A 26,308-nucleotide genomic window follows, 5' to 3' on the forward strand; every position below is an offset into this window, starting at 1 on the left:
TGCGCATGGGCCAAAGGAAATCACCATGAAGCTCTCCCGCATTGCCATCGGCGCGGCCATTGCCGCGTCGGTGGGCGCCTTGACGTTTGCCGCGCCGCAGCTCGGCGGCAATACGCCCGCGGGCGTGGTGCGGACTGCGCCGGAGTTCCAGAACATAGACACTTGGCTCAACTCGCCGCCGCTGAAGCTCGAAGCGCTGCGCGGCCAGGTGGTGCTGGTCGATTTCTGGACCTACACCTGCATCAACTGTCTCAACCACCTGCCGCACGTGAAGGAGTGGCACGAGAAGTACAAGGACAAGGGCCTCACCGTGGTGGGGGTGCACACGCCGGAGTTCGCGTTCGAAAAGTCGACAAAGAACGTGAAAGACGCCATTCAGCGCCTGCAGATACAACACGCGGTGGCGCAAGACAACAGCTACGGCACCTGGAAGGCTTTCAACAACCAGTACTGGCCGGCGGTGTACCTGATCGACAAGGAGGGGCGCATTGCCTACTCACACTTTGGCGAGGGCAGCTACGGTGCCACCGAGAAGAAGATCCAGGCGCTTCTTGCAGAGCCTTCCGCCGCTGCCCCTGGTGCCGCTACCGCGCCGACCGGCAGCCTGAAATGAAGAAGCTCTGGTTCGCGCTGCTGTTCCTGGCGGGCGGCGTGGCGCACGAGGTGCGCAACCCGACCAGTTGCCAGTGCATCGCGTCGGTCAGCCTATCGCTTCGACAGCCGAAGCGAGGACATAGCCTTCGCTGCGCACGGTCTTGATGTAGCGGGGCTCGCGCGCATCGTCGCGCAGGCGCTGGCGCAGCCGGCTCACGAGCAGGTCGATGGAGCGCTCGAAGAGCTCGGCTTCGCGGCCCTGGGTCAGGCTCAGCAGCTGGTCGCGGCTCAGCACCTTTTGCGGGTGGTCCAGAAACACGCGCAGCAGCCGGTACTCGGCGCCGCTCAGTGCCACCATCACGCCGCTGTCGTCGATCAGGTGGCGCGCCACGGTGTCGACCTGCCATTCGCCAAACCCCAGCTTCTGTGCCGCCTCGACGGCGCCCATGTTCGGCGGCAGCATGCGCGTGCGGCGCATCACGGCGCGCAGGCGCGCGAGCAGTTCGCGCGCGGAAAAAGGCTTGGCCAGGTAGTCGTCAGCGCCCATTTCAAGGCCGAGGATGCGGTCGGCCTCCTCGCTGCGCGCGGTCAGCATGAGGATGGGCGTGGCCTTGTACTTGCCGGTGCGCAGGTCGCGGCAGAGCGTGAGCCCGTCTTCGCCGGGCAACATCAGGTCGAGAATGATCAGGTCGAACGGGCCCGACTCTTCCAGCGCCGCGCGCATGTGCCGGCCGGTGGGCACCGCGACCACGCGCAGGCCGTTCTTCACCAGGTAGGTCGTGAGCAGCTCGCGAATCTCCCGGTCGTCGTCGACGATGAGGATGTGGTCGGAAGTCTTTGGCGTCATGGCAGTGGGAGGGAGGATGTGGTGCGGGGGAGCGCCCGCAGCCGCAATGTAGCGCTCCGGCCGCGCAAAGGGCGCAGGCAGTGAAACGTAGTGTGTGGATTTCTCGCGCGGATACATAGGAATACGCAATGTGTGTCGGCAGGGCGGAGGCGGCCCAACAATCCGTTCGTTCCCGAACCAACCCACATCTACCCGCATCAACGCTCACCAAGGAATCGCCATGTCCCGTATCGAAAAAGTTCTCTACACCGGCAAGACCCACACCTCTTCGGGAGGCCGCGACGGCGAAGCGCGCAGCTCCGATGGCCGGCTCGAGATCAAGCTCTCGTCGCCCGGCAGCGCGGGCACCGGCACCAACCCCGAGCAGCTGTTTGCCGCGGGCTGGTCGGCCTGCTTCATCGGCGCCATGGGCAAGGCGGCCGGCAAGATGAAAGTCACGCTGCCGCCCGACCTGGCGGTGGACGCCGAAGTCGACCTGGGCGTGGCCGGCAGCGAGTATTTTCTGCAGGCGCGCCTCAACGTGAGCCTGCCGGGCCTCGACAGGGAAGTGGCAAAAGCACTGACGGACGCCGCGCACCAGACCTGCCCATACTCCAAGGCCACCCGAGGCAACATCGACGTTGCCATCAATCTGGTGTGAGCCATCCCCGCTGCATATAGAAAGTGCCCATGCCCCCTCCCGCGAATCTTTCTGCGAACCCGGCCGGTGCCCCGAATGCGGCAAGTGCGGCAAGTGGCGCCAGAGGGTGGCGCCGGCTGCTTCCCGGTTCGCTGTTCTACCGGGTGACGCTGATCATCGTGGTGGGCCTGGCCGTCGCGCAGTTGCTCACCTTTGCCGCGATTCGCTACGAGCGGAACATGGCGCTTCGCGAGCTGATGATGATCGGCATCGAGCGCGACATCGCCAGCTCGGTCGCCATTCTCGATCGCCTGCCGGCGGCGGAACGCGCCGGCTGGCTCGACCGGTTGGCGCGGCGCAACTACCGCTTCGTGCTGGGCGGCCGCGCGGAGGGCACCGACCCCGGCTCACCGGCATCGCGGCAGTTTGCCGCGGCCATCGTCGATGCGATGCGCCCCTTCGAGATCGTCAAGGTCGGCGAGGTGGCGTGGCCGCCCGAGGGCCTGCAGATCCAGGTGCGGCTCGGCGACGGGTCTTCCGTGGTGGTTCACGCCATGCGCGTGGGCATGCCGGTGTCGGGCTGGGTGATGTGGCTGCTTGCCGTTCAGCTGCTGGTGCTGGCCGTGTGCGCCTGGTATGCGGTGAGGCTGGTCACGCGGCCGCTCGCGCAGCTTTCCGACGCGGCCGACCACCTCGGCCCCGACCTGAAGGGCCAGGCGCTTGCGGAAGAAGGGCCGACCGAAGTGGCGCATGCGGCGCGCGCCTTCAATGCCATGCAGCAGCGCATTGCCGGCTACATGGCCGAACGCGTCGAAATTCTCGCGGCCATCTCGCACGACCTGCAGACGCCCATTACGCGGATGCGGCTTCGTACCGACCTGATGGACAACGAGCACGACCGCGAGAAGTTCCGGCAAGACCTCGACGCCATGCACTCGCTGGTGCGCGAAGGCGTCACTTATGCGCGCACGCTCCACGGCGCCGCGGAGCCGCCATTGCGCATCGATGCCGATGCGCTGCTCGAGAGCATGGTGGCCGACTATGAAGACGTGGGCCAGCAGGTGCGGCTCGCAGGCAAGGCCGGTGCGCCGATCGTGAGCCGCCCCAATGCGCTGCGCAGGATCTTGATGAACCTGATCGACAACGCACTGAAGTTCGGCAGCGACGTGCGTCTGCACGTGCACGCCGAGGACGGCAGGCTGGTGGTGAGCGTGCTCGACAACGGGCCGGGCATTCCGCCCGGCGAGCTCGAAGCGGTGCTCAAACCCTTCTACCGCGTCGAGAGTTCGCGCAACCGCGGCACTGGCGGCACCGGCCTGGGCCTGGCCATTGCGCACCAGCTCGCCATGGCCATGGGCGCCGAACTCCAGCTGCACAACCGCGCCGAAGGCGGGCTCGAAGCCCGGCTCACGATGACCACCGCACCTCCACCTCAGAACTGAGCCGCTCCCGCGGCGGCTCGTATTCCACCGACCTCTGAAGCAGCGGCTCGTGCAGCGAGACCGCGCAGACCTCGCACGCCCCTCGAAGGTTGCATCAACCCATTGCCGATCGCGAAGACATCATGCTCATCCTCCTCATTGCCTACCTGGGCGGGGTGCTCACCATCCTGAGCCCCTGCATCCTGCCGGTGCTGCCTTTCGTGTTTGCACGCGCCGACCGTCCGTTCCGCACGCACGGCCTGCCGATGCTGCTGGGCATGGCACTGGCCTTTGCCGCCGTTGCCACGCTGGCGGCGGTAGGTGGCGGCTGGATCGTCACGCTCAACGAATACGGGCGCCATGCCGCCATTGCAATGCTCGCGCTGTTCGGGGTGACGCTGCTGTTCCCAAGCGTTGCCGACCGCATGAGCCGGCCGCTGGTGGCGCTGGGCCTGCGCATTTCCGAGCCGCGCGGCGGCCGGGATGCGCCGTCGGTGTTCTCGCCGCTGTTGCTGGGCGTGGGCACGGGCCTGCTCTGGGCGCCATGCGCGGGCCCGATCCTGGGTTTGATCCTGACCGGTGCGGCGCTCAACGGCGCGAGTGCCGGCACCTCGCTGCTGCTGCTCGCCTATGCCGCCGGGGCGTGCACGTCGCTCGCGGCTGCGCTGTTGTTCGGCGGCCGGCTGTTCTCGGCCATGAAGCGGTCGCTGCACACCGGCGAATGGGTGCGGCGCGCCGCCGGTGCGGCCGTGCTGGTGGGCGTGGGCGCCATCGCGCTGGGGCTGGACACCGGCTTGCTCGCGCGTCTTTCAGTGGGCACGACATCGGACCTGGAGCAGGCGCTGGTCGATCGCATCCAGGAACGCAAGCCGCAGGCACCGCAGGCGGAAGCGGCCATCGTGCGCGAGGGCACGGGCTTTGCGCGCGTGTCGGCAAGCCGCGTGGCGCCGCCCGCTCTCAACCTCAGGGTGGAAGGGCACTTTCCTTCGCTTGCCGGCGCAACCGAATGGATCAACTCCCCGCCGCTCACGCCGGAAGCGCTGCGCGGCAAGGTGGTGCTCGTCGATTTCTGGACCTACTCGTGCATCAACTGCCTGCGCACGCTGCCCTATCTCAACGCATGGGCCGAGAAGTACAAGGACGCGGGGCTTGTCGTCCTCGGCGTCCACACGCCCGAGTTCGCGTTCGAGAAGCGCGCGGCCAACGTGCGCAGGGCAACCAAAGATCTGGGCATCGGCTTTCCGGTGGCCATGGACAACGATTACGCGATCTGGCGTGCCTTCGGCAACCAGGCCTGGCCCGCGTTCTACTTCATCGATGCAGAGGGTCGCATCCGTCATCACCAGTTCGGCGAGGGCCGGTACGACAAGGCCGAACAAGTCATCCAGCAGCTGCTGGCGGAGGCGGGACAGACCCGCATCGCCGCCGCCGGCCTGGTGGCGCCGCTGGGGCAGGGTACCCAGGCCCCGCCCAGCCCTGAGCCCACCTTGTCCGGGGAAACTTACCTGGGCCATGAGCGTGCGCACGGCTTTGCTTCGTCCGGCGGCATCGCGCGGGATCGTGCCAAGGTCTACCAGCCCGCTTCTTCGCTGCGCACCAACCAGTGGGCGCTGGCCGGCGACTGGACGGTGGAGGCGGAGCGGGCCGTGCTGAACAGCGCCAACGGGCGCATCGCCTATCGCTTTCAGGCGCGCGACCTGCATCTGGTGCTTGGGCCCGCGGCCAACGGCAAGCCGGTGCGCTTCAGGGTGCTGGTGGATGGAAAGCCGCCGCTGGCGGATCACGGCTCCGACACCGATGCAGAGGGCCATGGCGTCATCGATGCGCAGAAACTCTATCAATTGGTGCGCCAGGCGGCGAACGGGAAAGACCGGTTGTTCGAAATCGAGTTTCTCGATGCCGGCGCGCAGGCCTACGCGTTTACCTTCGGCTGAGCACCGACGACGCGGCCCGGGGCGGGCAGGTGGACGGGTGTCAGGCGGCCCAGGCGGTCAATGAAAGCCGCCGCAGCATGTCCGCCTGCCGCGATTCTTCGGCGTCCCGCAGGCTCTTGGCCGCGCGGGCGGCCACGTAGGCAACGTACAGCGTTTCGATGGCCTTGCCCCATTCGTGCATTTTTTGCGAAACCACGCTGGTCGAGGTGGCCGATGGGTCTTCGCCCGGACAGGCGGGCACTTCGAAACCAGCTTTGCTGAGGATGGTGGCTTTCTGAAAAATGGTGAGCATGCGGCTGGCCTCTGGACCTTTGGCTTTGGATATGGGCATCAGATTAGCCTTGGCGCAAGAGGCGTGCCATCAGCCGCATGACGTATGTGTCTGTCAGTAAATGGCTATCCATCCGGGCCGTGGCCCCGGTTTTCTAAGCCTTAAGCCTTAGGCTGCGATCGATTCGGCGTGCTGCCACACCAGCGTGGCGGCCGTCAGGTCTTCCAGCGCGCTGCCCACGGCCTTGAACACGGTTCGCTCCTCGCTGCCCGTGCGGCCTGTTCGTTCGCCCCGGCAGAGTGCGGCCAACGTGCCTTGCACCTCATCGGCGCGCAGCGTGCCGGCCGCAATGGCGTCGAGCAGCTCGCCCGCTTTCTGCAGCGCCTCGGGGGTGTCGATGAAGGTGCGCGCGCCCGCGAAGCAGTGCGCGTCCGCCTCGCGCATCGCGGGCGTGAAGCTGCCGATCAGGTCCAGGTGCGAGCCCGGCGCGAGCCATTCGCCACGCACCAGCGGCTCGGTGGCCAGCGTGGCGCAACTCACGATGTCGGCTTGGCGCACGGCCGCTTCCAGCCCGGTGACGGCGCGGGCGTTGAAACCTTCGGCACGCCATTGCCCGGCCAGGGCTTCGGCGCCTTCCGGACGGTGGTTCCACACCTGCACCTCGTCGATGGGGCGCACGCCCGCATGCGCGGCAGGCAGCAGCCGCGCGATGCGGCCGGTGCCCAGCACCAGCAGGCGGTGTGCATCGGCGCGTGCCAGAAACGAAGCGCCGAGCGCCGACGCGGCCGCCGTGCGGCGCGCGGTGAGCTCGTTGCCGTCCATCATCGCCAGCGGAACGCCGGTGCGCGCGTCGTACAGAACATAGGTCGCATGCAGTCCGGGCAGGCCGCGCGCGCTGTTGCCAGGAAAGACGTTGATGGTCTTGATGCCCAGAAAGCCCGCATCGCTCCACGCCGGCATGATGAGCACGGTGCCCTTGTCGCCGCCGGCGGTCTCGATGCTGTGCACATGGCGCGGCGGCACCTGCGCCTCGGCCGCGAAGGCGGCGCGCAGGGCGGGCACGAGCCGCGCAAAGGCCAGCGGTTCTCGCGTGGCGGTTTCGTCGAAGTGCTTCATGGTTGCCGTGGACGCAGCGAGGCGTCGAAGAATTCGACCAGCGCACGCTGGTAAGTGGTGCCAAAGCGCTCCGTCATCGGCTCGAGATGGCCGGCGCCGGCCACTTCGATCAGGCGCTTGGGTTCGCGAGCGGCTTCAAGCAGTCGGCGCGAATGGGAATGTGGGATGACCGGGTCGGCCGTGCCATGGATCAGCAGCAGCGGAATGGGCGAAACGGCCGCGATGTATTTCGATGCGGCGTATTCGTCGCTCACCAGCAGGCCGGCGCCAGGGAGCTTCTCGCTGGCAATCGACGAGTATGAATAAAAGGTCGACTCGATGGCCGCCGCCTTCACGCCGGCCCGGTTGCCCGAGCCCACCACAGCCACCGCATTGGTGCCGCCCAGGCTCTGGCCGAAAACGAAAAGGCGCTCGGCGTCGACATCGGCACGCAAGCGCACATGGTTGAGCGCGGCGCTGGAATCCTCGAACACGCCCTTGGGCTCCGGCTTGCCGTCGGACTCGCCGTAGCCGCAGTAGTCGAACACGAACACGTTGAAGTCCTGCTTCGGCAGCCATGCCACGAAGCGCCAGTGCGTAGACATGTTCTGCGCATTGCCGTGGAAATGCACCACGGTGCCCTTGGCTTCCTTCGGGCTCTGCCGGTTCACCGCGGGAATGAACCAGCCGCTGAGGCGCGTGCCGTCAGCGCTCTTGAACTGGACCGCCTCGTAGCGCAGCCCGAGCGCATCGGGCGTTTCGTAGCGCACGCGGTCGGGGTAATAGAACATCGACTGAACGCAGCCGGTGAGGAATACGGGCAGCGCGAACAAGGCCGGTTTCCAGTTCATGAGAAGTGCTTTCCGTGAGGCCCGGCCGCATGGGGCGCCTTCCGGACCGGCCGATCAGGCCTGCTGCCGGAACGCAAGGTGATAGCCGTTGCAGTCCACAACGCCGAATTCGCTGGAGCCGTACGGCATCTGCTGCAGCGGCCAGGCAATGGATGCCTTGTCCTTGACGGCGGCGTAATAGGCAGCCGCATCGGCCATGGCGAAATAGACGGTGCCGGAGCACGTGGGCGGGCTCTTCCAGAGATCCTGCTGCGTGAAGATGAGCTTGCCGCCCTGCTTCTCGACCGTCAGGGTGTTGTCGGCCGAATGCACGGCCGTGAAGCCGAGAACATCGACGTAGAAGCGCTGGGTCTGGGCCAGATCGTGGCAGCGCAGGAGCAGTGTCAGCGACATGAGTTTCCTCCTTGGAGTGCGGCTGAAGACGGCCGCCCCGGCGGAGGATAGCTCAGCCCGCGGCGATGCGGCTCCATTCGAGCCCATGCTTTGCGAGGTACTTTCGCAGCCGGTCGGCGTCGTTCACCACGCTGCGCTGCGCGCGCGATGCCTGGAAAAGTTGCCGCCCCGCATCCGACAGGCTGCGCGACTCGCGGCACACGCGCACCACCGCCTCCAGTTGCAGCCGGTCGAACAGGTCGAGCGTGGCCGCGCGGTCGTTGCCGAGCAGGGCGTCGAGGTCGACATCCGCAGTGCCGCCATGCCCGCTCCTCGGGCCTTCGCGGTTCCACAGCCACCGCAGCCGTGCGATCTCGGCCTCGACCAGCGCCACCGGAATGCGCCCGCCGTCCGCCAGCGTGGACAGCCGCGTCACGCTGGCCGACAGGTCGCGGAAGTTGCCGCACCACAGCGCCTCGGCGCTTTGCGCAAACCGCAGGTAGGCCGCGCGCGCCTCGGCATTGAAGCGCACCACGCGATGGTTCTCGCTCGCGTGAATGGCCAGCAGGTGGTCGATGTTGGGCTCGATGTCTTCAGGCCGTTGTGCGAGGCCCGGCAGATCGTAGGTCCAGAGGTTGATGCGCGCGAACAGGTCTTCGCGAAAACGCCCGCCCGCCACGTCGCTGCGCAAATCGCGATTGGTGCCGGCGATGAGCTGGAAGTCGCTCTCCACTTCCTTGTCGGCACCGACCGGAAAGAACCGCTTTTCCTCGATGGCCTTGAGCAGCATGGCCTGTTCGTCCAGGCCGAGCTCGCCGATCTCGTCCAGAAAAAGCGCGCCTTGGTGCGCCGTGCGCAGCAGGCCCGCGCGCTCGCCCGCGGCGCCGGTGAAGGCGCCCTTCTTGTGGCCGAAGAGCGTGGATGCGGCACCGTCGCCGCGCAGCGTGGCGCAGTTCACCTCCACGAACGGCCCTGTCATCTGGTGCCGCGCCTGCTTCAGCTCGAACATGCGCCGCGCCAGGAACGACTTGCCCGCACCGGTCGGCCCCACCAGCAATATCGGCGCGCGCGAGCGCACCGCCACGCGTTCGATTTCGTCGATGAGCGCGTTGAAGCGCGCATTGCGCGTGGCGATGCCGCTCTTCAGGAACGCGACCGCGTCGCGCTGCTCGGCGTCGAAGCGCCGCGCAATCGCGTCGTAGCGCGACAGGTCGAGATCGATCAGCGCAATTTCGCCGGGATGGCCTGCGCGCTGCCGCTTGGGCGGCGAGGTCTGCGCAAGCACGCCCGGAATCACCCGCGATTCGGCCAGCAGGAACATGCAGATCTGCGCCACGTGCGTGCCGGTGGTGATGTGCGCCCAGTACTGCTCGCGCTCGGTGTCGAACGGGTAGGCGCGTGCCCAGTCGTACAGGCGCGTGTAGACCTCGCCGAAATCCCACGGGTCTTCCAGGTCGACGGGAATCAGGTTGACCTGGGTCTCGGGCGACACGGTGGCGATGTCGGCCCTCACCACTTCGCTGAGCGCCTTGTGCCTCGGCGTGTAGAGCAACTCGATGCGCGAGACAACCATGTCGTCGTGCTGGGCGAGCGAGACGGTGGGGCGCCACTTCTCCCAGCGGCCGGTGCCCTGGCCGGCGTCGAGCTGGGTGCCGAGGAAACCGATGACAACTGTTGGCTTCATGGATATGAATCTAGCTAAATTTATAAATTTGGTGGAAATATTATCAGATGCGAGAGCCGCCATGTAAGGGCCGGAGAAAGGAATTTCCATTGCAAATCAACAACTTGCGTCGCATCCGCCTCACTGGACGAGCGGTTTTTCGCAAGCTGGCACGCCTGCTGCAATAGATGAACCGTCCGGATGCAGTTCATCTGCTCGCAGGTGCCGCATGAAAGCGGCCCGGTGCCGCAGGCCAGACCTGTCTTGGGCTCGCGGTATGCCGCTGTTGAACTGGCTGGCGACTGAACTTGATTCAGTTCTGCTCATGGTTGAGCACCGTGCTAACCACATGGCGTTGCGGGTTCGATTCCCGCGAAAAACCTGGCAGTGCTTGCACTGCCATCTGTTGGGGCGAAAGCCCCCCGCCCCGGCACACCGGAGCGATGGCGCAGGGCCGACAAAGCCCTGCGGCGCGCGACACCGTGCCAAGCGCAGGCGGCTTGTGCACCGCGTGTGCGGCAAGGAACTGCGTGCAGTCATCGACGGCGAGGGAAGTGACGGCGTTGCACACGCGACGCCGGGAGGCACCCACCGAACCGCGCGACCGCTGCACGTCAGCCCTGGCCCACCGCAGTGCCCGCCGCCTGCCCTTTAGCGGGCCTGGATTGAATGAATGAACGAACGAACCGGATAACCCGAATAACCGAACCAAATAACGAGTGGGAGAAAAAAATGCTGGGTTTCAATCAATACACGATCAAGAAGAACGAACGCGCGCTGCTGCTGCGCAACGGCGACTTCGAGCAACTGCTCGGCCCGGGGAAGCACCGCGTGTTCTCTGCTTTTGACACCATCAAGCTGGAGCGCTTCTCGCTTGCCGAGCCGTCGTTCGAGCACGAGCTGGCCGACTACTTCCTGGCGCGCGAGCCCGAGTTGGTGGAGCGCGAGTTCGTGCACGTTTCGCTCGGCGAGACCCAGGTTGGCCTCCGCCATGAAGACGGCGTGCTGGTGCAGATCCTGCCGCCTGCCACGCGCAAGCTGTACTGGCGCGGGCTGCGCGAGCAGCGCGTCGAGGTAATCGACGTGGCGGCCGATGCGCGCCTGCCGGCCGAACTGCTGGCAAAGCTGCAGAGCGTGGCCCTGCGTCCGCGTGCGGTGCAGGGGCTCGAGGGCGTGCTGCTGGTGCAGGTGCCCGAGTTCCATGCCGGCGTGTTGACGCTCGAGGGGCAGATGCAGGCGATGCTGCCGCCGGGGAACCACGGTTTCTGGCGCTTCAACCGCCAGGTGGCGGTGACTTGCGTGGACCTGCGTTCGCAGATCGCCGAGGTGAGCGGCCAGGAAATCCTGACCCGCGACAAGGTGGGCCTGCGACTGAACCTGTCGGCTGTGTGGCGCTACGTCGACGTGCGGCAGGCGATGGCGCAGATGCCGAAGCCGGCCGAGCATGTCTATCGCGAGCTGCAGTTCGGCCTGCGCGCCGCAGTCGGCGAGCAAACGCTCGACGCGCTGCTGGAGAACAAGGCGGCCATCGACCAGACGGTGCTGGCGCAAGTGCGCGAGCGGCTGGAGGGTTCGGGCGTTGCGCTGGAAAGCGTGGGCGTGAAGGACATCATCCTGCCTGGCGAGATGAAGACCATCCTCGCCCAGGTGGTGGAGGCGGAGAAGTCGGCCCAGGCCAACGTGATCCGTCGCCGCGAGGAAACCGCGGCCACTCGCTCGCTGCTGAACACTGCCAAGGTGATGGAGGGAAACCCCGTCGCGCTGCGGATGAAGGAACTCGAAACGCTGGAACGCGTGGCGGAACGGATCGACAAGATCTCCGTGATCGGCGGTCTGGACCAGGTGCTCAACGGGCTCGTGACGCTTCGGCCGAACGGCTCTTGAGCGACAGAGCAAAGAGACACGGGCACGCAGGCACAGAAGGGAGCGCCACTGCCAAAAATGTTGTTATTGCCGGCAGTCCGGGTAGCACCGGATGCGGCGGGAAAGCCGGTCGACGAGCAAGGTTGAGGATGCAGGTGCTGGCTCCGATGACGGGTCTGTCACTGGCGCGCGTTTCCAATCGTCGACTGGGCCAATGGATTCAAACACCGTGGTCGCCGTATTGATGCGGGTTCGAATCCCGCCGTGTCCACCAATTTTGTTAAGTAGATATTGACCATGTACAAGCTGAATGCACAGGAAGTCGCCTCCATTTTTCAGGAAAGTGTGGATGGAATCGCAACTGATCTTATTCGTTCGCACGCTCTTAAATTTAGCCAAGAGATTGAGAGTCTGAGCTCACCACTATTTCGATGGCTGGAGTTCAGACTTCGCTACGTCGACCCTTCTCCGCGCCGGACCGTCTTTTCCGACAAGTTTCCCGTTTCTCAACTTCCCGTAAAAGCACAAGAGGGCCTCAGTCAGTTGATTCGCGTGATGGAGGAGGGTAGAGATATCAATCCCTATCAGGGACGTGGCCTTCTCAAACATGATGTGAGTCGCGAACTGCGCGGAAACAGGACTAACTTGCTGTGGGCCGACTGGGGAATTACCCACTTCCATCTCGATGCAACACTGATTCCTTCAGACCGATATTTTTCGTTTCCGGCCGACTATCTTGCTTTCTGCATTGTCGATGCCGAGTCTGTTGTCTTTGTCGATGTACTGAGGCATCCCAACGGAGACGGGTTCAGCGATTTTTCGCTGCTCGAAACCGTTCATCGGAACTGGCCGGCGTACATGGAGAGGTTCAAGCTGAAAGGAGTCTTGCCGGGTAGTCGTTTGAGTCAATCGGAGATCCATTCCCTTAGAGAGGGAGGACTCAGTCCATTCATTGTTCTCGGTGACTCGATGTACGCGTCCCCCGGAATGGGAATAACCAGTGCGTCCACTCCGACGAAGGTGACTTTGATCATGAACCGACTGCGTGAGACGGTTGACGAACTGGCGCGGTTCGTATCCGAGGGAGATGGTCAAGTAGCGAAAACGTTGCAAGGTATTGGTGCGGGTGCGCCGATTCTTTCCCTCTGCGCTACAGAAAGAGGCCTTGTTGTGTATGACGAGACTTCAAAGGTTGCCTTTTCGCTCTCGAAGTTGCCGGGTATGGAAGAGGTTTGCGATCTGATGGTGCCGTCGTGGGCTATTGAAAAACTACTGGCGAATGTCAGCCTCAACAGTTGAAAGAAGATTATGGAAATCAAGAAGAACTACAAACTGCACCAGGTAGCCAACGGCGTCCCCGTGAAAATGTGGACGAACGGCGTGCCCGTGGAAGACGAAGCGCAAAAGCAGCTCGAGAACGCGGCCCGCCTGCCCATCGTGTTCAAGCACATCGCGGCCATGCCCGACGTGCACTACGGCATCGGCGCCACCGTGGGCTCGGTGATTCCGACCTTCAAGGCCATCATCCCGGCCGCGGTGGGCGTGGACATCGGCTGCGGAATGATGGCGTGCAAGACCACGCTCAACGCACGCGACCTGCCCGATAACCTGGGCCCGCTGCGTTCCGCGATCGAGAAGGCCGTGCCGCACGGATCGAACCCCAAGCGCATGGGCCGCGACAAGGGCTCGTGGGAAACGCCGCCCGATGAAACCGATGCGGCCTGGGCCAAGCTGGTGGATGAGTTCGACCTGATCTGCGAGGACTACCCGCGCATCAAGAACACCAACAACCACAAGCACCTGGGAACGCTGGGTACGGGCAACCACTTCATCGAGGTGTGCCTGGACGAAGCGGGCGCCGTGTGGTTCATGCTGCACTCGGGTTCGCGTGGCGTGGGCAATGCCATCGGTACGCACTTCATCGAGCTCGCGAAGAAAGATGCCGAGCTGCACCAGCGCAACCTGCCCGACCAGGACCTGGCGTACTTCGAGGAAGGCGCCAAGTACTTCGGCGACTATGTGCGTGCGGTGGGCTGGGCCCAGAAGTTCGCACGTGCCAACCGCGAAGTGATGATGCAGCGCGTGGTCGCGGCCGCGCGCAAGGTCATCACCAAGCCGTTCGAGGCGCACGTGGAAGCGGTGAACTGCCATCACAACTATGTGAGCCGCGAAACGCACTTCGGCGAAGACGTGCTCGTCACGCGCAAGGGCGCCGTGAGCGCCAAGGCCGGCGAACTCGGGATCATTCCCGGCAGCATGGGAGCCAAGAGCTACATCGTGCGCGGAAAGGGCAACCCCGAGAGCTTCATGAGCTGCAGCCACGGCGCGGGTCGAAAGATGAGCCGCACCAAGGCGAAGAAGCTCTTCACCATCGCCGACCAGATCGCCGCGACCGAAGGCGTGGAATGCCGCAAGGACGCCGATGTGATCGACGAGATTCCGATGGCCTACAAGGACATCGACGCGGTGATGGAAGCGCAGAAAGACCTGGTGGAGGTGGTTTACACGCTCAAGCAGGTGGTTTGCGTGAAGGGTTAGAAGCCCGCGCTGGTCTGAGGACGGAGGGCGTGGGCGTGTGCAACGGCAATCGAATAGACAAACAAACAATGAAAAGCAACAAGCAACGCCGCGCCGAAATCAAGGCGCATCGCCTCGAACGCGCCGCTGCGCTGAAGGTGCAGCTGCGCACGCAAGACGCCCGTCAGCTGTCGGCGGGCGGTCTCGTGCCGGGCATGGCCATGGCCGACAAGTCGCGGCTCGCGCACTACAACACCACCTTTGGCGAAGTGCCTGATTTCTATCTCGACCAAGCCTACACCTGCCGCGATTGCGGCGCAAAAGAGGTGTGGACGGCCAAGCAGCAGAAGTGGTGGCACGAAGTCGCGCAGGGCTCGGTGTACAGCCACGCGGTTCGATGCCGTGCATGCCGGCAAGCGCGCCGCGCGTTGCGGGACGCGGCGCTCCGGAACGAAGGCGCCAACCTGCTGGGTGACGAGGTCGCCCGGTTGCGCGCGCTGGCAACAACGGAAAAGCCGACGGCCGACGCACTGGCGCAGGTGGAGGCTGCCTTGCAGAGCAAGTGGCGCAGCCTGCGCGTGGTCGCGATCGAAGTCATGGGCCAGTGGGGCGGTCCCAGGCAGATCGAGCGGCTGCAAGCATTTGCTGCAGACCGCGCAAGCAGCTACGGGACGTGGGAACGCGAAGCAGCGAATGCCGCGGAAAAAGCCCTGGCACGAAGGGCGGAGAAAGATCGGGAATGTTGAAGCTCACTTTTCTGGGTACGTCCTCGGGCACACCGACGCGCCAGCGCAACGTTTCCGGCCTTGCGGTGCAGACCGTGCTCGGCGCCGACTGGTTCCTGGTCGATTGCGGCGAAGGCACGCAGCACCGCCTGCAGCAAACGCCGCTGTCGCTGCACGACATGGCGGCTGTCTGCATCACGCATGTGCACGGCGACCATTGCTACGGCCTGCCGGGGCTGCTCGCGAGCGCCGGCATGGGCAAGCGCACCAAGCCGCTGAAGCTGATCGCGCCGCTGCCGGTGTGGCAGTGGTTCGAAGCGACGCGCCGGTTGACGGACCTGCATCTGCCGTACGAGGTCGAGCATGTGGATCTCGACGCCGAGACTCTGGTCTACGAAGCCCCGGGCCTGCGCATCGAGCGCCATGTGCTGCGGCACCGGGTGCCCAGCCACGCCTACCGCGTGCAGGTGCAAACTCGGCGCGTGCGGCTCAAGGCCGACGCCTTGCGTGCGGCCGGCCTGCCGCCCGGGCCCGCATGGCGCGCGCTGCAGAACGGCGAAGACGTGCCTTTCAACGGCACGGTGCTGCGCAGTGCCGACTTTGCAGAAACGCAGATCGATACGGCAAGCGCCGTGCTGGGAGGCGACAACGCCGAGCCCGCGCTGCTGCGCACGGCCTGCGAAGGCGCGCAGCTGCTGGTGCACGAAGCCACCTACACGCAGGAAGCGCTCGACAAGGTCGGGCCCGGCCCCATGCACAGCTCTGCGCGCCTGCTGGCCGAGTTTGCGCAATCCGTGGGAGTGCCCAACCTGGTTCTTACGCACCTGAGCCCGCGCCACCAGAACGAAGAGGGCCTGGCAGCCTTGATGGCGGAGACCCAGTCCCACTACCGCGGCAACGCATTCCTGGCCAACGACCTGGACGTTTTTGAACTCGACAGCACCGGCAAGGTGACTGTCACCCGTGCCCGATCGGATGAATGAAAAATCCGGCGGCGAGAAGAAGACTTTTATTCATGAGCAACCAAGAATTTTTGCGCTCGGCGCATCCCATCGATCCCGCCATGCGCGTGCAGGTCATGGAGAACCTGCGCGACATCGAAGCAACGCACGACGTGACGGTGCTGTTCGCCTGCGAATCCGGCAGCCGTGGCTGGGGCTTTGCCTCGCCCGACAGCGACTACGACGTGCGCTTCATCTACGTGAACCGCCTGCCGTGGTACCTGACGGTCACGCCGCGCCGCGACGTGATCGAAGTGCCGATCAGCGGCGATCTCGACATCAACGGCTGGGACCTGCGCAAGGCGCTGGGCCTGATGCGCGAGTCGAACCCCACGCTGCTCGAATGGCTGCGCTCGCCCATCGTGTACCGCGAGGATGCGGCCGCGATGCCGCGTTTCCGTGCGCTCTCGGAGGCGGTGTTCTCCAACGCGCGTGGCTGGCATCACTACACGTCGATGGCGAAGAAGAACTTCCGCGAGCATCTGCAGGCCGACGAGGTGCGCTACAAGAAATACCTCTACGTGCTGCGCCCGCTGCTGGCCGCGCGCTGGATCCGCACGCAGCCCGGCGTGCCGCCGATGCGCTTTGCCGATCTGGCGCAGCACACGCTCGACGTCGTGCGCGACGCCGCGCTCATCGACGAGATCAACGCGCTGCTCGAAGTGAAGATGCGCGCCGGCGAAGCCGCGACCAGCCCGCGCTGGCCCGGCATTCATGCGTTCATCGAAGCCGAACTGGCGGCCAACGCGGCCGAGCCGATCACGCCGCTGCCGCAGGCCGAGGACTCGGGGCTCGACGCGTTTCTCTCCGAGACGGTGCTGCGCTTCGACGCGGCCGCATCCGCGGTGAAGGAAGGAGGCCGCGCATGATCGAACTCGACGGTTCGCAAGGCGAGGGCGGCGGCCAGATCCTGCGCACCAGCCTCGCCCTGTCGGTGGCAACGGGCCAGCCGGTTGCCATCGAAAAAATTCGTGCGGGCCGTGCAAAGCCCGGCCTCATGCGCCAGCATCTCGCGTGCGTCAATGCCGCAGCCGAAATCAGCGGTGCGCGTGTCGAAGGCGCCGAGCTCGGCTCGCAATCGCTTCGCTTCGTGCCCGGCCCCGTGCGCGCAGGCGAATACAGTTTCACGATTGCCAGCGCGGGCAGCTGCATGCTGGTGCTGCAAACGGTGCTGCCGCCGCTGCTGCTCGCCGGTGCGCCGAGCCTCGTGCATCTGCGCGGCGGCACGCACAACCCGATGGCGCCGCCGTTCCATTTTCTGGAGCGCGCCTTTGCGCCGCTGGTGCGCCGCCTGGGCGCGGACTTGCAACTGCTGCTGCGCCGCTGCGGCTTCTACCCGGCCGGCGGCGGCGAAGTGGAAGCGACCATCGTGCCGACGGCCGATGCGCTGCAGCCCTTCGACCTCATGGCGCGCGGCGTGCTGCTGTCGGGCCATGCGGAGTGCCTGGCGCCGGGGCTGGCACGCCACATCGCGACGCGCGAGCTGGAAACGCTGGGCAAGGCGATGGGTTGGTCGGATGAGCAACTGCGGGTGGGCACGGCGCGGCAGAACGAAGGACCCGGCAACGCGCTGCTCGCCACGCTGGCCTACGAGCACGTGACCGAGGTCTTCACGGCCTTCGGCGAAAAGACGCTGAGCGCGGAACAGGTGGCGCATGCGCTGGTGAAGGAGCTGCGCGACTTCCAGAAGAGCCAGGCGGCCGTGGGCCCGCACCTTGCCGACCAGCTTGCGCTGCTGCTGGGTCTGGCCGCGTGGCAGAGCGGCAGCGCCGGCGCCTTCACCTGCAGCGAGGTGACCGAGCACACACGAACCAATTGCGCGGTGATCGAGCGTTTTCTGCCGGTGCGCTACGTCATCGACGAAACCGCAGGCGCGGCCACGGTGAAGGTGGCACGCGCCTGAGCGGCCGTCTTACAGGCCGGCCTGGCGGGTGAACGACACCGCCGGCTTGCTGTAGGCCGAAGGCACCTGGTCGCGGTAGAAGGCACGGCGGTCCAGGCTTTGCAGCGGATCGTGCGCGGCGGCAACGGCCTGGGCGCGCACCGCGTTCCGGTCGAGCGTCGAATCGATGGCCACCACGCCTTCACCGTTGGCGTCCGAGTAGGTGTTGCCCCCGCGTGCGGCAGCCACGGCTTCGGCCTGCACGTCCGCACGGTTGGCGTACGACGTGACGGCCTGCACGCCTTCGTAGGTTTCGGCGTGTGCGCCGGCGGCACCCAGCATGGCGAGTGCGGCGGCGGAAACGGCGATGAGTTGCTTCGTGTTCATGATGAGGATTCCCCTTGACTGAAAGTAGCGTGGGCGGCGGACATTCGTCGTTGCCACAAGATGCAGTGTGAAACTGCATCGTGGTTGGCGCTGTGCGTTTGCGCACCGCTTTTGCCAACTACGAGCGCGCCTTGCTACGACGTCGTCGCCAGGGGCTGCGAACAGATCACCGCAAGCGGCTCGGACCGGCCGCGCACAACCAGCGTATCGACCTGTTCCGCGGCATGCGCGAAGCCGGCCTGCCGGGCCGCGAACAGCGAGACCACCAGGCGCGATGCGGCCGTCTTCGAGTGATCCTGAAGACGGCTCGCCGTGTTGACCACTTCGCCGATGGCGGTGAACGTGGTCGTGTCGAGGTAGCCCACCTCACCCACGGCCGCGCGGCCGGCGTGCAGGCCCATGCCAAAGTCCAGCCGCTGGCCGAACTGCGCCTCGAAGCCTTCGCTCCAGGCGTCCATGCGCTCGCCGATGAGTTCGGTCGCGCGCAGCGCCTGCCGGCAGGCGGTGGGCAGGTCGGTCTCGAGGCCGAAGATCGCCATCACGCTGTCGCCGATGAACTGGTTCGGCACGCCGCCGCTTTCGCGCACGGCCGCACCCACGATGGCGAAGTAGCGGTCGAGCACATAGGCGAGGTCGAACGGCCATTGCCGCTCCGACAACCCCGACCAGCGCCGCAGGTCCACGAACAGAATGGCCACGTCGCGCTCGCGGCCGAAGCTGCTGACCGGCGCGGGGCGGCCGCCATTGGGCGGCGGTGCGAACAGCGGAGTGACCTCGATGTCGCCGCGGGGGCGCAGCTGGCAGGCCAGCCGCACGTCGCTGGGCGCACGCACGCGGTCGAGCGTTCGCTGCTCGTCGCGGCCTGGCTCGCCGATGTGTTCGGCGGGGCCGAGTACGCGCACGCGGCAGGTCGAGCAGCGCGCCCGTCCGCCGCACACCGAAAGATGGGCAATGCCTTGCGAGCGACTTGCCTCCAGCACGCTCCAGCCGCGCGGCACTTGCACGGTGCGGCCGGGGTAGCGCAGTGAAATCGAAGGCCCGCGCGGCCGGCGCGCGAACCAGTTGCGCGCTCCGTAGGCTGCCAGCAGGGCGGCCAGGCCGAGTGCATAGAAGAACTTGATGCTGGTTTCCGCGGCATCGAGTGCCCGGCCCTGGGCCGGCGTTGGCAGCACCGCGGGCGGCACGCCGGTCCACTGGAACTCGCGTCCCATCGAAACGAAGCCCATCGCCGCGGTGAGCGGCAGCACGACTGCAAAGGCCAGGAGCAGATGGGAGAAGCGGCGGTAGCCCGGCCGTGCCCGCAGCGCGAAGTGCATGCCGATGCAGCCGTGGGTCCAGGCCGCGAACATCATCGCGAGCTGTGCACTTGCGCCCGGCAGGCTCCACAGCCCCCAGACCACGCGTGCATAGGAGCCTTCGATCCCGTAGGCCTGGTAGGCGCCGCGCATGGCTGTCAGGTGCGCGGCCATCAGCAGCGGCAGCGCGAATCCCAGCAGTATGCGAAGACCCTCGAGCGGCGGCATGCGCAGCGTGCAGCGCTCCCACAGCGCGGCCACGGCAAGTGCCAGGTGCACTGTGGCGGCGCCATACAGCAGCAGCGTGCCAGGCAGGCTGTGCCAGAAGAGCTGCACGCCGCGCAGCACCGTTTCGGCTGCGGCAAAGGAGACGATGCCGAGCGAGTGGTTCAGCAAATGCGCCGTCACATAGGCCATCAGCACCAGCCCGCTCGCCCAGCGGAGATTGCGCCGGGTTGGCGGTCTCAGCGAAAAGGGGGCTTGGGGGGAACGTCTGTCCATGAACGGGTTCGAAGGGGCACCCGAGCATAATGCGCGCGCCCCTTCCGACCGGCATGGCCCTTACTACTCCTCCAACCATTCTTCGTTCCAGCCTTGCGCTGCGCCGCATCGCGCTGCTCGAGGGCCTTTCCGATCAGCGCCTGGACCTGCTCGCGCAGCAGTGCATTTGGCACAGCGTGGAGGCCGGCAAGCCGCTGCTGCTGCGTGCCGAGCAGCAGGGCGACGTGTTCCTGCTGGTTTCGGGCCGGGTGCGGGTGACCACTTATTCGGCCAACGGCCGGCAGGTCACCTTCAGGGATTCGGAAGCCGGCGAGCACTTCGGCGACATTGCCGCCATCGACGGCGGGCCGCGCTCCGCCGATGTGGTCACGCTCGAGCCCAGCGTGCTCGCCAGCCTCGACCGAATCGCGTTCATGGCCCTGCTGCGCGACGAGTCGCTGGTGGCCGAGCGTGTGATGCAGCGGCTCGCCTCATTGGTGCGGCAGTTGTCGGAGCGCGTGATCGACCTGAGCACGCTGGGCGTCCAGAACCGGTTGCATGCCGAGCTGCTGCGGCTCGCGCGAACCGCGGGCCTGGAGAACAACCAGTCGAGGCTCGACCCGGCGCCCAAGCACGCGGCCCTGGCCAGCCAGATCAGCACCAACCGCGAGCAGGTAACCCGCGAACTCAATGTGCTGGTGCGCAGCGGGGTGCTGCGCAAGGACGGCAAGGCCCTGGTGGTGGCCGACGCCGCCCGGCTCGAGCGCATGGTGGCGCAGGTGCGCGGGGATGCCGGCTGAACCCGCTGAATCGGCTGAACCGCATCAGTTCCAGCGGCCGCGCAGACCGCCCAGGCTGAAGCGGCCTGCGCCCAGCAGCACCACGGCGAGCGCGCCGAACAGGTACAGGCCCTGCAGTTCGAGCGCCCAACCGCCTTGCTTGGTCATGGAGAACAGGTCGGCCATGTGCACCAGGCCGAAGGCCGCGAGCATGTTGATGACGACCACGCCGGCGGCGGCACGGGTCCAGAAGCCGCCGATCATGAGCACCGGCGCCACGATCTCGCCCACGTACACCAAGTAGGCCAACCCGCCCGGCAGGCCTGCCTTGACCAGCATGGCACTGACGAAGCCCACGCCCGCCGAGATCTTGAAAATGCCGTGCAGCAGGACGAGCACGCCGATTGCCACGCGCAGCAGCAGCTTGCCGGAGTCGTCGAGCGTGGCGGGCGCGGGAGAAGCCTGCGAAGGTGCGATCGGCGCACGTGCGGAGTGGGCGGCTACGGCCTGGGTGTTCATGGCAGATCCTTGGAAATGGAGAGGGGGAGAGGAGGAGGAGGACGCGCCGCGGATTGCGACGGTTGCGGTTCCAGTGTGCGGAGCCGCGGCCGATCAGGCTGTGCGTTTACGCACACTTTTCAGAAGGTGCCTGTGGCCTCCTGCAAGCCCGCCGCCATCCTGCTACGCTTGCACGGCCCGCCAATACGGCGGGCTTTTTTCTGCGCCGCCTTCCCATGGTTTTTCCACTCATCACCGATCCGCATTTCTATGCGGTGGCCATTCCCGCCGTGCTGCTGCTGGGCATCAGCAAGAGCGGATTCGGCGCCGGCTTCGGGTCGCTCGCGGTTCCGCTGATGGCGCTCGCGGTCACGGTGCCGCAGGCCGCGGCCATCCTGATGCCGCTGCTGCTGTTGATGGACGTGCTTGGCGTGGCCGCCTTCCGGCGTGACTTCGACCGGGCGCTGCTCAAGTTCCTGATTCCGTTCGGACTGCTCGGCACGGTGATAGGTACGCTGCTGTTCCGAACGCTTTCGGCCCACACCGTGGCGGGCATCGTCGGCGTGTTCACGCTGCTGTTCCTTGCACAGCGGCTGGTGTTTCCGCCCAAGCCCGACGATCCGCTGCCTTCGCGCGCGGTCGGCGCGGCGCTCACCGCGGTGTCGGGCTTCACGAGCTTCATCGCGCACGCCGGCGGGCCGCCGATCAACGCCTACGTGATTCCGCTTCGGCTCAAGCCGGTGGTGTTCACCGCCACCATGGCGTATTTCTTCTTCGTGGTGAATCTGAGCAAATGGATTCCATACGCCTGGCTCGGCCTGATCGACCTGCGCACACTGGCCACCTCGGTGGTGCTGATGCCGCTCGCGCCGCTCGGCGTGTGGGTCGGCATTCGCATTGCGCGGCGTATCAGTGCAATGTGGTTCTACCGCTTCCTGTACCTGGGCATGCTGCTCACAGGCCTGAAACTCGTCTACGACGGATTCCTGGCCTGAGAGCGAAGCATCCGATCAGAACTCGACGATGGACTTGAACCCGCCGAAGATCATCCGCTTCGCATCGAAGGGCATGGTCTTCGGGTCCATCGCGGCAATGCGCGGGTCGGCCATGACCTTGGCGTTGACTGCGTCGCGGTGCTTGCGCGACTTGTAGACGATCCACGAGAAGGCCACCGTTTCGTCCGCCTTCTGCTTCACGCTTTGCGGAAACGAGGTGTATTTGCCGGGCTTCACATCGTCGGCAATGCACTCCACGTATTCGAGCGCGCCGTATTCCATCCAGATCTTGCCGGCCTTGCGCGCCAGCTTGCGGTAAGCCTCGACGTTGTTCGAGGGAACGGGAACGAGAAAGCCATCAACATAGCGAGCCATTGAAAGTCTCCTTGAAAGAAACGGGAAATAGAAAAGAAAAGCGGGCCGCCGAATGGGCGAGCCTTCAAGACGCCGCCGCACGGTTTGCCGTGCTTGCGGATGCCGCGGCCTCTTCGTTTTTGCTGTTGTTGTCGTTCTGGGTGGACCCCGGTGGTGCAGTGCGAAGCAGCAAGGCCCCGATCAAACCCGCCAGCGCCGCGAACACGGCGCCGACAAGAAACGCAAGGTTGTAGCCGCCCGCGAGCGCAAGAGGCAACTGCGCCCCGGCTGCCTGCATCGAGCTGGTGCGCGCCGCGGCGGCACTGGCCAGCACGGCGAGGCCGAGTGCGCCGCCCATCATGAAGGCGGTGTTGACCACGCCCGAGGCGAGGCCCGAGTCGGCCGGGTCGACCTCGCTCATGGCCGCGAGCAGCACCGGGTTGAACGCCATGCCCGCGCCCAGGCCGAGCAGCATCATCCCGGGCAGCACGTCGACGATGAAGCTGCCATTGACGGGCGCGCGCGCGAAGAGCGCGAGGCCGATGGCCGCGAGCCAGAGTCCGGCCGCGAGCGGTTTGCGGATGCCGAAGCGCATCACCAGCCTGGCCGAGAGGCCGAGCGAGAACACCGCCATGATGATGTTGGCCGGCAGGAAGGCGAGGCCGATCTGCATCGGCGTGTAGTTCAGCACCAACTGCATGTAGAGCGCGGAGATGAAGAACCACGCGAACATCGCCGCCGCCCACAGCACGCCCACCACGTTGGCGACCGACACGCTGCGCAGGCGGAAGAGGCCCAGCGGCATCAGCGGATGCTGCACGCGCGCCTCGATGGTGATGAAGATCGCGAGCAGCACCACGGCGGCGCCGAGCAGGCCCAGCGTTTGCGTGGAGCCCCAGCCGGCTTCGTTGCCGTTGACCACGCCGTAGACCGCGAGCATGAGCGACAGCGTGACGGTGACGGCGCCGGCCACGTCGAGCTTCTCGCCGTGGGCTTGGCCGCGCGCGTTGGGCAGCAGCGCCACGCACAGCGCATACACCGCCACACCGATCGGCAGGTTCACCAGGAAGATCCAGTGCCAGCTCAGCGAGCTCGTGAGCAGCCCGCCCAGCAGCACGCCGATGCTGCCGCCGCCTGCGCAAACGAAGCCGTACACGCCCATCGCCTTTGCGCGGTCGGCCGGTTCGGTGAACAGATTCATGATCAGCGAGAGCGATACGGCCGAGACCACCGCGCCGCCCAGCCCCTGCACCGCGCGCGCCGCAATCAGCACGCCTTGCGAGTTGGCGATGCCGCAGGCGAGCGATGCGAGCGTGAAGAGCACAAGGCCGATGAGGAAGAGCCTGCGGTGGCCGTACAGGTCGCCGAGCCGTCCGCCCAGCAGCAGGAAGCCGCCGAAGGTCAGCATGTAGGCGTTCACCACCCAGACCAGCGAGGTCTCGGTGAAGCCCAGGTCGGTGCGGATCGAAGGCAGCGCCACGTTCACGATCGTGGTGTCGAGCACGATCATCAGCACGCCGAGGCACAGCACCATCAATGCGAGCCAGCGCTTTCGGTTGTTGTCGAGTGTGTCGGTCATGAAGAGTGATTCCCTGCAGACTGCCATTGAGGCGGATTCAGACCAGCGGCTTGCCGCCGTTGATGAGCCACGGCGTGCCGAAGCGGTCGGTCACCATGCCGAAGCCCTCGACCCAGAAGGTTTTCTCGAAGGGCATGGAGACGGTGCCACCCTCGGCGAAGGCGTCGAACACGCGGCGCGCCTCGGCGACGGTCTCCAGGGTCAGCGCAACGCCGAAGCCCTTCATGCCTTCGTAGGTCTGGCCGGGCATGGTGTCGGAGGCCATGAGCATGCCGTCGCCGTAGGCAAGGGACGCATGCATGATGCGCTTCTTGACGTCGGCCGGCATCTGCTCGGTATCGGGCGCTTCGCCGATGGTCATCATCATCTGCATGGTGCCGCCGAGCGTCTTCTCGTAGAAGCGCATGGCTTCGGCTGCGTTGCCGTCGAACGTGAGGTAAGCGTGGATGGGAGACATGGTGTTTCCTTTCGGTGGTTACTTTTCGGAAGCTGTCTTGAGGTTGGCAAGGCCGGTTTCGAAGTCCTTGCCGATCATCTGGTCCATGTTGAAGAAGATGCCCATGAGCTTTGCGACGTAGGGGCTCGGGCCGTGCATGGCCCAGGTGACTTGTGTCGCGCCGCCCTGCGGCTGGAGCGTGAACTCGGCCATGTTGCGGGCTTCGAAGGGCTTGATGAAATCGAGCTTGATCGCGATCTTCGAAGAGGGCGTCGACTCGGCGATTTCCATGCGGCCCGCGCCCGCCTTGTCGTTGCCTTCCCATGCGTAGGTCGCGCCCTGGCCGGCGGGGGCGCCGCCGAAGGTGCGCTTCATGCCCGGGTCCAGCTTCTCATAGGGCGACCATTCGCCCCAGCGGCGGAAGTCGTTGATCAGCGGAAAGATCTTCTCGGCCGGCGCGGCGATGCGCGCCGTGCGTTCGACGCGAAAGGTGTTGGGCCGGGTGGCAGCGTAGATGAGCACGATCGCGATCAGCGCGAGGATGACGAGGACGATTTTCTTGAGCATGAGGTATTTCAGGTGCGGGACGGAGCGGATCGTCGCGGTAATTGGTTACTGGCCGGCGTCCACCACCAGCATCCAGCCAACGCCGAAGCGGTCGGTGAGCATGCCGAAGCTGGAGCTGAAGAAGGTCGGCGTCAGGGGCTGCATCACCTGCCCGCCATCGGCCAGTGCGTCGAACCATTGGCGCGCCTCGGCGTCTGTGCTGGCGCTGAGGGCGAGCATGATGCCCTTGAATTCCGTTCGGCCGGAACACCGTCCGTCGGAAGCCATCAGCTCGGTTTCGCCGATGCGCACGACGGCGTGCATCACCTTGTCGGCAGCAGGCATGGCGCCGGCGCAGCCTGCTTCGGCTTCGCCCGCCGGCATTTCGGGCGCATCGCTGAAGCGCATGAGCTGCACGACTTCGGCGCCGAGCGCCTTCTTGTAGAACGCGATTGCTTCGTCGCAGCGGCCTTCGAACGACAGATAAGACTGGACTTTCATGGCGGTTCCTTTGGACTGAGGAGTAAAGGGTGCGCAGAAGCCCTGCGCGAATACGGAATACCTAGTTTGTGTACGCCGTCCACAAAGAATAGCAGACATAATGGACACTGTCCACATGGAGATTCCGATGAGCCCCCCCGTCGTTCCGCCAGGCCCCGTTCCGCCAGCTGCCCGCAGCACTTACCGGCACGGCGACTTGCGCCGCGCGCTGCTCGACGCGGGCATCGAGCTGGCCCGCGATGGTGGCCCCGATGCGGTGGCGCTGCGCGAGGTGACGCGGCGTGCGGGCGTGGTGCCCAACGCGGCCTACAGGCACTTTGCAAGCCGGCGGGAACTGCTGCTGGCGGTGCGGGCGGCCGCGCTCTCGGCGGCCGCCGTCTCCATGGAAAAGGAACTGGCGGTGCTGCCCAGCGAGCAGCCGCCTCTGGACTTCGCGCGGGCGCAGGTGCGGGCCATCGGTACGGCCTATCTGCGTTTCGCGCAGGCCGAGCCGGGGCTGTTCCGCACGGCGTTCGTGGTGTCGTCGGAAGATGCCGAAGGCGAGGTGGGCCCTGCGAGCGTGGGCGCCAGCGGGATGGGGCCCTTCCAACTGCTGGGCGCGGCGATCGACCGGCTCGTGGAGGCAGGCGCGCTCGAAGCTTCGCGCCGGCCGGATGCCGAATACCTGGCCTGGTCGGCCGTGCACGGGCTGGCACTGCTGATCATCGACGGGCCGTTGAAAGGCATGGATGCCGAATCCGCCCACGCGCTCGGGCAGCGCCTGATCGACATGGTGGAGCGCGGCCTCTAGCCGAAACCCCTCT

At 65.9% G+C, this 26,308-nt stretch carries 28 protein-coding genes; 14 read left to right on the forward strand and 14 right to left on the reverse strand.

All coding sequences use genetic code 11. The annotated features are described in order from the left end of the window. Positions 1-25: 25 nt before the first annotated feature. Positions 26-613 (forward strand): thioredoxin family protein, encoded by a 588-nt coding sequence (locus ABIC94_RS19040; RefSeq protein WP_354374552.1) that lies wholly within the window; start codon positions 26-28, stop codon positions 611-613. An 87-nt stretch (positions 614-700) separates the two neighbouring features. On the opposite strand, the gene ABIC94_RS19045 is transcribed toward ABIC94_RS19040, so the two are convergent. After that, positions 701-1,441 carry a response regulator gene (locus ABIC94_RS19045; protein ID WP_354374553.1) on the reverse strand — a complete coding sequence of 247 codons (741 nt, stop codon included), beginning with the start codon at positions 1,439-1,441 and terminating at the stop codon, positions 701-703. A gap of 220 nt (positions 1,442-1,661) precedes the next feature. On the opposite strand from ABIC94_RS19045, the gene ABIC94_RS19050 reads away from it, so the two are divergent. From ABIC94_RS19050 to ABIC94_RS19060, 3 genes are all read left to right on the forward strand, one after another. Beyond that, positions 1,662-2,081, forward strand: coding sequence for an organic hydroperoxide resistance protein (locus ABIC94_RS19050; protein WP_354374554.1), 420 nt, complete (start codon positions 1,662-1,664; stop codon positions 2,079-2,081). A 29-nt stretch (positions 2,082-2,110) separates the two neighbouring features. Continuing rightward, positions 2,111-3,502, forward strand: a complete 1,392-nt coding sequence (locus ABIC94_RS19055) for an ATP-binding protein (protein WP_354374555.1) — start codon at positions 2,111-2,113, stop codon at positions 3,500-3,502. Positions 3,503-3,624: 122 nt separating this feature from the next. Beyond that, positions 3,625-5,415: a cytochrome c biogenesis protein DipZ gene (locus tag ABIC94_RS19060; protein ID WP_354374556.1), complete on the forward strand. Its 1,791-nt coding sequence runs from the start codon at positions 3,625-3,627 to the stop codon at positions 5,413-5,415. Positions 5,416-5,455: 40 nt separating this feature from the next. On the opposite strand, the gene ABIC94_RS19065 is transcribed toward ABIC94_RS19060, so the two are convergent. From ABIC94_RS19065 to rtcR, 5 genes are all read right to left on the reverse strand, one after another. Further along, positions 5,456-5,707 (reverse strand): hypothetical protein, encoded by a 252-nt coding sequence (locus ABIC94_RS19065; RefSeq protein WP_354374557.1) that lies wholly within the window; start codon positions 5,705-5,707, stop codon positions 5,456-5,458. Between the two features lie 147 nt (positions 5,708-5,854). Continuing rightward, entirely contained in the window at positions 5,855-6,802 is a 948-nt protein-coding gene (locus ABIC94_RS19070) for an ornithine cyclodeaminase family protein (RefSeq protein ID WP_354374558.1), read from the reverse strand. Continuing rightward, on the reverse strand, positions 6,799-7,632 hold the full coding sequence (locus ABIC94_RS19075; RefSeq protein ID WP_354374559.1) for an alpha/beta hydrolase: 834 nt from the start codon (positions 7,630-7,632) through the stop codon (positions 6,799-6,801). Before ABIC94_RS19075 ends, ABIC94_RS19070 begins: the two co-directional genes overlap by 4 nt. A gap of 54 nt (positions 7,633-7,686) precedes the next feature. Next, positions 7,687-8,025 carry a VOC family protein gene (locus tag ABIC94_RS19080; protein ID WP_354374560.1) on the reverse strand — a complete coding sequence of 113 codons (339 nt, stop codon included), beginning with the start codon at positions 8,023-8,025 and terminating at the stop codon, positions 7,687-7,689. A 52-nt stretch (positions 8,026-8,077) separates the two neighbouring features. Further along, positions 8,078-9,688 carry an RNA repair transcriptional activator RtcR gene (gene rtcR, locus ABIC94_RS19085; protein WP_354374561.1) on the reverse strand — a complete coding sequence of 537 codons (1,611 nt, stop codon included), beginning with the start codon at positions 9,686-9,688 and terminating at the stop codon, positions 8,078-8,080. Positions 9,689-10,399: 711 nt separating this feature from the next. Between rtcR and ABIC94_RS19090 the strand changes: the two genes are divergently transcribed. From ABIC94_RS19090 to rtcA, 7 genes are all read left to right on the forward strand, one after another. Beyond that, positions 10,400-11,551: a slipin family protein gene (locus ABIC94_RS19090; RefSeq protein ID WP_354374562.1), complete on the forward strand. Its 1,152-nt coding sequence runs from the start codon at positions 10,400-10,402 to the stop codon at positions 11,549-11,551. Between the two features lie 276 nt (positions 11,552-11,827). Beyond that, the gene (locus ABIC94_RS19095; RefSeq protein ID WP_354374563.1) at positions 11,828-12,829 is read left to right on the forward strand and encodes a hypothetical protein; all 1,002 of its coding nucleotides are present in this window, start codon (positions 11,828-11,830) and stop codon (positions 12,827-12,829) included. Between the two features lie 9 nt (positions 12,830-12,838). After that, entirely contained in the window at positions 12,839-14,068 is a 1,230-nt protein-coding gene (locus ABIC94_RS19100; protein ID WP_354374564.1) for an RtcB family protein, read from the forward strand. A gap of 35 nt (positions 14,069-14,103) precedes the next feature. Continuing rightward, on the forward strand, positions 14,104-14,793 hold the full coding sequence (locus ABIC94_RS19105; protein WP_354374565.1) for a zinc-ribbon domain containing protein: 690 nt from the start codon (positions 14,104-14,106) through the stop codon (positions 14,791-14,793). Further along, a complete protein-coding gene (locus tag ABIC94_RS19110; protein ID WP_354374566.1) occupies positions 14,787-15,755 on the forward strand; it encodes a ribonuclease Z in 969 nt (322 codons plus the stop codon). The genes ABIC94_RS19105 and ABIC94_RS19110 overlap by 7 nt, the downstream gene beginning before the upstream one ends. A gap of 32 nt (positions 15,756-15,787) precedes the next feature. Next, positions 15,788-16,642, forward strand: a complete 855-nt coding sequence (locus ABIC94_RS19115; protein ID WP_354374567.1) for a nucleotidyltransferase domain-containing protein — start codon at positions 15,788-15,790, stop codon at positions 16,640-16,642. After that, positions 16,639-17,676 carry an RNA 3'-terminal phosphate cyclase gene (rtcA, locus tag ABIC94_RS19120; RefSeq protein WP_354374568.1) on the forward strand — a complete coding sequence of 346 codons (1,038 nt, stop codon included), beginning with the start codon at positions 16,639-16,641 and terminating at the stop codon, positions 17,674-17,676. Before ABIC94_RS19115 ends, rtcA begins: the two co-directional genes overlap by 4 nt. Positions 17,677-17,685: 9 nt before the next feature. Here rtcA and ABIC94_RS19125 read toward each other — a convergent pair whose 3' ends face one another. Both ABIC94_RS19125 and ABIC94_RS19130 read right to left on the reverse strand, forming a co-directional pair. Then, complete coding sequence (locus ABIC94_RS19125; protein WP_354374569.1) at positions 17,686-18,042, reverse strand: alpha/beta hydrolase; 357 nt, start codon at positions 18,040-18,042, stop codon at positions 17,686-17,688. Between the two features lie 134 nt (positions 18,043-18,176). After that, on the reverse strand, positions 18,177-19,838 hold the full coding sequence (locus ABIC94_RS19130; RefSeq protein ID WP_354374570.1) for an adenylate/guanylate cyclase domain-containing protein: 1,662 nt from the start codon (positions 19,836-19,838) through the stop codon (positions 18,177-18,179). A gap of 53 nt (positions 19,839-19,891) precedes the next feature. Between ABIC94_RS19130 and ABIC94_RS19135 the strand changes: the two genes are divergently transcribed. Next, positions 19,892-20,617, forward strand: a complete 726-nt coding sequence (locus tag ABIC94_RS19135) for a Crp/Fnr family transcriptional regulator (RefSeq protein WP_354374571.1) — start codon at positions 19,892-19,894, stop codon at positions 20,615-20,617. A gap of 24 nt (positions 20,618-20,641) precedes the next feature. Here the strand turns inward: ABIC94_RS19135 and ABIC94_RS19140 are convergent, their stop codons facing one another. Further along, positions 20,642-21,115 (reverse strand): DoxX family protein, encoded by a 474-nt coding sequence (locus ABIC94_RS19140; protein WP_354374572.1) that lies wholly within the window; start codon positions 21,113-21,115, stop codon positions 20,642-20,644. A 215-nt stretch (positions 21,116-21,330) separates the two neighbouring features. Here ABIC94_RS19140 and ABIC94_RS19145 point away from each other — a divergent pair, with 215 nt between their 5' ends. After that, positions 21,331-22,089, forward strand: a complete 759-nt coding sequence (locus tag ABIC94_RS19145) for a sulfite exporter TauE/SafE family protein (RefSeq protein ID WP_354374573.1) — start codon at positions 21,331-21,333, stop codon at positions 22,087-22,089. A gap of 15 nt (positions 22,090-22,104) precedes the next feature. On the opposite strand, the gene ABIC94_RS19150 is transcribed toward ABIC94_RS19145, so the two are convergent. From ABIC94_RS19150 to ABIC94_RS19170, 5 genes are all read right to left on the reverse strand, one after another. Continuing rightward, positions 22,105-22,464, reverse strand: a complete 360-nt coding sequence (locus ABIC94_RS19150) for a DUF1428 domain-containing protein (RefSeq protein ID WP_354374574.1) — start codon at positions 22,462-22,464, stop codon at positions 22,105-22,107. A 64-nt stretch (positions 22,465-22,528) separates the two neighbouring features. Next, positions 22,529-24,022, reverse strand: coding sequence for a DHA2 family efflux MFS transporter permease subunit (locus ABIC94_RS19155; protein WP_354374575.1), 1,494 nt, complete (start codon positions 24,020-24,022; stop codon positions 22,529-22,531). A gap of 37 nt (positions 24,023-24,059) precedes the next feature. Further along, positions 24,060-24,479 (reverse strand): VOC family protein, encoded by a 420-nt coding sequence (locus ABIC94_RS19160; protein ID WP_093016673.1) that lies wholly within the window; start codon positions 24,477-24,479, stop codon positions 24,060-24,062. 18 nt (positions 24,480-24,497) lie between these two features. Continuing rightward, on the reverse strand, positions 24,498-25,025 hold the full coding sequence (locus tag ABIC94_RS19165) for an SRPBCC family protein (RefSeq protein ID WP_354374576.1): 528 nt from the start codon (positions 25,023-25,025) through the stop codon (positions 24,498-24,500). Positions 25,026-25,070: 45 nt separating this feature from the next. Then, entirely contained in the window at positions 25,071-25,505 is a 435-nt protein-coding gene (locus ABIC94_RS19170; protein ID WP_354374577.1) for a VOC family protein, read from the reverse strand. A 127-nt stretch (positions 25,506-25,632) separates the two neighbouring features. On the opposite strand from ABIC94_RS19170, the gene ABIC94_RS19175 reads away from it, so the two are divergent. After that, a complete protein-coding gene (locus ABIC94_RS19175) occupies positions 25,633-26,295 on the forward strand; it encodes a TetR/AcrR family transcriptional regulator (RefSeq protein WP_354374578.1) in 663 nt (220 codons plus the stop codon). Positions 26,296-26,308: the final 13 nt, after the last annotated feature.

The organism is Variovorax paradoxus, assembly GCF_040544635.1.
GTDB lineage: Bacteria > Pseudomonadota > Gammaproteobacteria > Burkholderiales > Burkholderiaceae_C > Variovorax > Variovorax paradoxus_R.